Raw genomic sequence first — 4,827 nt, 5'->3', positions numbered from 1 at the left:
GATGGCCTTTCCGTTCTTCTCGCTGGCGAAGTCGCGGCGCACGGCGCCGATCGACTTCCGCAGCGGGAACATCACCATCCGCGTGGAAGGCACGGCCGAGCACGGCATCGCCACGATATGGGATGCCGACGTGTTGATTTGGGCGGCCTCGCAGATCGTGGAGGCGCGCGACGCAGGCATTCGCCCGTCGCGCTGGATACACGCCACGCCCTACGAAATCCTGCGCTTCATCGGGCGCGGCACGTCCTTGAACGACTACCAGCGCCTGAAAGCCGCGCTCGACCGGCTGCAATCGACCAGCGTGGCGACTTCCATCCGCGAAACCACCGGGAGGCGCTTGCACCGCTTTTCGTGGGTGAACGAATGGCGCGAGCTGGCCGACGCCAGCGGCACGCCGCTGGGCATCGAGCTGATCCTGCCGGACTGGTTCTATGCCGGCGTGCTCGATGCCGCCCTGGTGTTGACCATCGACCCGGCCTATTTCCGCTTGAAAGGTGGCATCGAACGCTGGCTGTATCGCCTGGTGCGCAAGCACGGCGGGCGGCAGGAACACGGCTGGCAATTCGACTTCCGGCATCTGCACCGCAAGTCCGGCAGCGCGGCGCGCTTCTCGGACTTCGCCTACGACCTGCGCGTGCTGGTCGCGCGGCAGTCGCTGCCCGGCTACGTCCTGGGCATCGAGTCGATGCCGGACGAGAAGCTGGAACTGCTGACCTTCCGGCCCGTGCCGTTCACGGCACGGGGATAACTGCGGGAAAAGCTGTGGACGGCCTCGTGCTATCAGGAGTGCCGGGTATCGTGCTATCGGGAGTACGCCTATCGTGCTATCAGGAGTACGAAAACGCCGCAAAGCCAGTAACGGCGCGGGTTTGCGACCCCTCTAACTTACCTAACTATAAATCTCTAACTTTTAGTAGAAACGCGTCGTTTCGGTGGACAACCACGAAACGGCACGGCCAGGCCGGCTTTCCAGCAGGGAGGGCCGCGCCATGATCTTCGCGTTTCTCAACCAGAAAGGCGGCGTCGGCAAGACCACACTCGCTACCCACATCGCGGGCGAGCTGGCGATGCGCGGGCTGCACGTCATCCTGCTGGACGCCGACCCGCAGGGTTCTTCGCTGGACTGGACGCAGCGCAGAAGCCAGCAGGGCTTGCCACGGCTGTTCAGCGCCGTGGGCCTCGCCCGCGAAACGCTGCATCAGGAAGCGCCGGAGCTGGCCCGCCGCGCCGATCACATCATCATCGACGGCCCGCCGCGCATCGCCGCCCTGGCGCGTTCCGCGCTGCTGGCGGCCGAGCGCGTGCTGATTCCCGTGCAGCCCAGCCCGTATGACCTTTGGGCCAGCGCCGAGATGGTGGCGCTGATCCGCGAGGCGCAGGTCTTTCGGCCTGCGCTGCGCGCGGCCTTCGTCATCAATCGGCGCGTCAGCACCACCGTGATCGGGCGCGAAGCGCGCCAGGCGCTTGCTGACCAGCCGCTTCCTGCGCTGCGCGCGGAAGTGCATCAGCGCATCGTGTTCGCCGACAGCGTGGCCGCTGGCCGGCTTGCACGCGAGACGGCACCGGACAGCGCCGCCACCCGCGAAATCACCGCACTGGCGGACGAACTGCTGCGGTGGCCGACATGACAGCGAAGCCGCCACCGAACAGCAAACGCACGGCCAAGCGCGTCGGCATCGGCGCGCGTCCGCCCGCGAATCCGCACGCCGAGGCGTGGATTCGCCAGGGCGACGCCGATGCGCTGAACAAGGGCGACCTCTACACGGCACGCCTGACCCTCGACATCACGCCCGCCATGCGGGCGCGCATCAAGGTTTCCGCCTTCACGCAAGGCGTGACCGTAGCCGACCTGCTGCGCGGCCTGCTGGAGCGGGAGTTTCCAGAACACCGCAGGGAGAACACGCCATGACTGCATCCGCTTCGTCTGCTCCCGCGCCTGTTGCCTTCGCGGCTACGGCTGAGCTCGCAGTACCTTTCGACCAGCCTGCCGGCGCGCCGCTGACGCGCGTGGCGCTGGCCTACATCGAACCGCGCTTCAAGCTCTACCTGCGCTTCGGCGAACCTGCGCGCACGCTCCAGCTCGACCGCTGGCGGCGCTGCGCGGTGTTCCTGCCGGGTGCCATGTTCTGCCGCATCCGCTGGCATGCCAACGACTACGGCACGATCCGCTGGCAGCTCATGGTGATGCAGGCTTGCACGCCGTTCGATGCGGCGCAGCGCATCCCCGGCGTGCAGCCTGGCGCGCGCCTGCTGCTGCACGCCGAAGGGGAGAACCAGGTGCGCGCCGTGCTGGAGCGCATCGACCCCATCGAGGCGCTGGGCATCGCGCCTATCGGTGCGTCGCCCGCGTACTGGCGCACGCTCGCCAACCGGCTCGCCGCGCGCCTGCCGTTGCCCGAATACACCGCCGAGCGGCACGCCGCCTGGCTGACCGGGAGGGCGCTGCCATGACCGCCGTTTCCCCTGCCTGCACCGAGCCGCGTCCTCGCGCGCCCCGCGCACGTTTGCGCGCTCGCCTCGTGCTGGCGAGCCTGTCCGCCTGGGGCCTCGCTGCGCTGGCCTGGGCGTCCTTCGTGCATCCGCTGCCGCGCCTGATCTACAACCCATCCGACAGCGTGGCGGTCGGCTGGTATCGCGTCGATCCGCTGGGCCGTAAGCCCGGCTCGCTGCCACGCCCCTTGTCCGTGGGCAGCATCGTCCTGACCACGCTGCCGCCAGACGCTGCCGCGCTGGCCGCGCAGCGCGGCTACCTGCCGGCGCGCGTGCCGCTGCTCAAGCGCGTGGGCGCAGTCGCGCCGCAGGAGGTGTGCATCACTGGCCGCATCGTCCGCATCGACGGCGTGCCTTCGGCCGCCGCGCTGCCCGCCGACCGCTGGGGCCGGCCGCTGCCATCCTGGCAGCAGTGCCGTCGCCTTGAAGCTGGCGAACTGTTCCTGCTCAGTGTGACCAACCCGGCGTCGTTCGACAGCCGGTATTTCGGGCCGGTCAGCGCATCCGCCGTGATCGGCGTCGCGCATCCGGTCTGGCTGGAGTCTCGCCCATGATGGCCGCCGACTCGCTGCACGTTGCCGTGCATTTCATCGTGCCATCGGGCGTGTCGTTCTGCTGTCCGTCGCCATGCTGTCGCGCGTGCAGTGCGAGCGCATCCGCGCCGCACTTCGCGCTCCCTTCGGCGCAGCCGTCCCACGTGCAGGCGTCTTGCCTCGAACGCGCCCGGCCTGCGGCCCTCACCGCGCTGGTTCGCGCGTTCGCCGGCGCGCTGGCTGCTCGCGCAGCAGCGCCGCCGGGCCGCCGCGGCCCGGAGCGCCAGCGAGGGGCAAAGGCGGAAGGCAAGACAAAAGGACGCGGCACCGGGCCGCGTCGAAAGCCAGTCTGCACGTGGGGGTGGCGCAGCACGGAGCGGCTTCGCCGCCGTGCCGCGTGGGGCGCGAGGGTCGCGCCAATGCAGGCATGTCCGCGTGCTTCGCACGCCCGGACACGCCAGAACTTGCAGGAAGCGCAGCTATGACCGACCGCCGCGACGACGATTTCCGGGTGCGCCCCAGCGCCCCGAAGAACCGGGGCAAGGGCCAGGGCCAGAGCTTCGTTTCCAAGGTGCTCAAGCAGGTTGGCAAGGCCAGCGGCGGCAAGTCCTCGGTGCGCCGTCCGGCATCGGCGCGTGGCACCGGCCAGCGGCCCGGTTCGCGCCTGGGGCGCGGCCACACGGCGGCGCGCTTCGCAGGGGCGAAGCTCACGCCCATGTCGCGGCGCGCGACCATCAAGACGCTGCTGGTCAACCAGCGCCAGGCCAGCCCGCAGTCACTTGCCAAGCACCTACGCTATATCGAGCGCGACGGCGTGGGCCGCGATGGCGAACCGGGCCAAGCCTACGGGCCGCAGACCGATGCCGCCGACCTCGACGCCTTCAAGGAACGCTGCGCCGACGACCGGCACCATTTCCGCTTCATCCTCTCGCCCGAGGATGGCGCCGAGTTGGAAGACCTGCGCACCTACACACGGCACCTCATGGGCCGCATGGAAGCCGACCTGGGCACGGGCCTCGATTGGGTGGCCGTCAACCACTGGAACACCGACAACCCGCACACGCACATCGTCGCGCGCGGGCGCGACGACACCGGCAAAGACCTCATCATCGCGGGCGACTACATCGCCGATGGCTTCCGCCATCGCGCCGCCGAGCTGGCGACCGAATGGCTGGGGCCGCGCACCGAGCTGGAGATCCAGCAGACCTTGCAGCGCGAGGTGGAGCAGGAGCGGTGGACGAGCCTGGATCGCACCCTGCAACGGGAGGCCGGCGAGGACGGCCGGGTGCGGATCGAACGCTTCAACGAACCGCGGCTGCAACGCCAGCGCCTGCTGCTGATCGGCCGCCTGCAAAGCTTGCAGCGCCTGGGCCTGGCCGACGAAATGCAGTCCGGCACCTGGGCCGTCCATGCCGATGCGGAAAAGACCCTGCGCGCCCTGGGCGAGCGTGGCGACATCATCCGCACCATGCAGCGGGCTATGCGCGGCGAGCCGCGCGAGCTGGCGGTGTTCGAGCCGGGCCAGGATGCCGACGGAAGCGGCCGAACCATTCTCGGCCGCGTAGCCGCGAAAGGGCTGGCCGACGAGCTGCGCGACCGGGGCTATCTGGTCATCGACGGGGTGGACGGCAAAGCCCACTACGTCGCACTCAACGCCCGCGACGAGCTGGCGAACTATCCGACCGGCGCCGTGGTGGAGGTGAAGGGGTCGGCCGACGTGCGCGCGGCCGACCGCAACATCGCCTCGCTGGCGAGCGATGGCCTGTACCGCACCGATCACCACCTCGCCATCGCGCAAGGCCAG

6 protein-coding genes are annotated in these 4,827 nt (G+C 69.5%); all 6 read left to right on the top strand.

Features of this window, described 5'->3' with window-relative positions; genetic code table 11:
- Positions 1 to 748: replication initiator protein A (locus APY03_RS25760; RefSeq protein ID WP_232324408.1), on the top strand; the 748-nt coding region annotated here is incomplete at its 5' end.
- A 241-nt stretch (positions 749 to 989) separates the two neighbouring features.
- Positions 990 to 1,628 carry a ParA family partition ATPase gene (parA, locus tag APY03_RS25755; RefSeq protein ID WP_068681381.1) on the top strand — a complete coding sequence of 213 codons (639 nt, stop codon included), beginning with the start codon at positions 990 to 992 and terminating at the stop codon, positions 1,626 to 1,628.
- Complete coding sequence (locus APY03_RS25750) at positions 1,625 to 1,909, top strand: hypothetical protein (protein WP_043373393.1); 285 nt, start codon at positions 1,625 to 1,627, stop codon at positions 1,907 to 1,909. The genes parA and APY03_RS25750 overlap by 4 nt, the downstream gene beginning before the upstream one ends.
- Positions 1,906 to 2,451: a DUF2840 domain-containing protein gene (locus tag APY03_RS25745; protein WP_068681379.1), complete on the top strand. Its 546-nt coding sequence runs from the start codon at positions 1,906 to 1,908 to the stop codon at positions 2,449 to 2,451. Before APY03_RS25750 ends, APY03_RS25745 begins: the two co-directional genes overlap by 4 nt.
- The gene (locus APY03_RS25740) at positions 2,448 to 3,044 is read left to right on the top strand and encodes a S26 family signal peptidase (RefSeq protein WP_068681377.1); all 597 of its coding nucleotides are present in this window, start codon (positions 2,448 to 2,450) and stop codon (positions 3,042 to 3,044) included. Before APY03_RS25745 ends, APY03_RS25740 begins: the two co-directional genes overlap by 4 nt.
- A 460-nt stretch (positions 3,045 to 3,504) precedes the next feature.
- On the top strand, positions 3,505 to 4,827 hold a 1,323-nt coding region (locus APY03_RS25735; RefSeq protein WP_232324407.1), incomplete at its 3' end, for a relaxase/mobilization nuclease domain-containing protein.

This window comes from Variovorax sp. WDL1, assembly GCF_001541225.1.
Classification (GTDB): domain Bacteria; phylum Pseudomonadota; class Gammaproteobacteria; order Burkholderiales; family Burkholderiaceae_C; genus Variovorax.
This window is presented reverse-complemented; position numbering and strand designations above follow the sequence as displayed.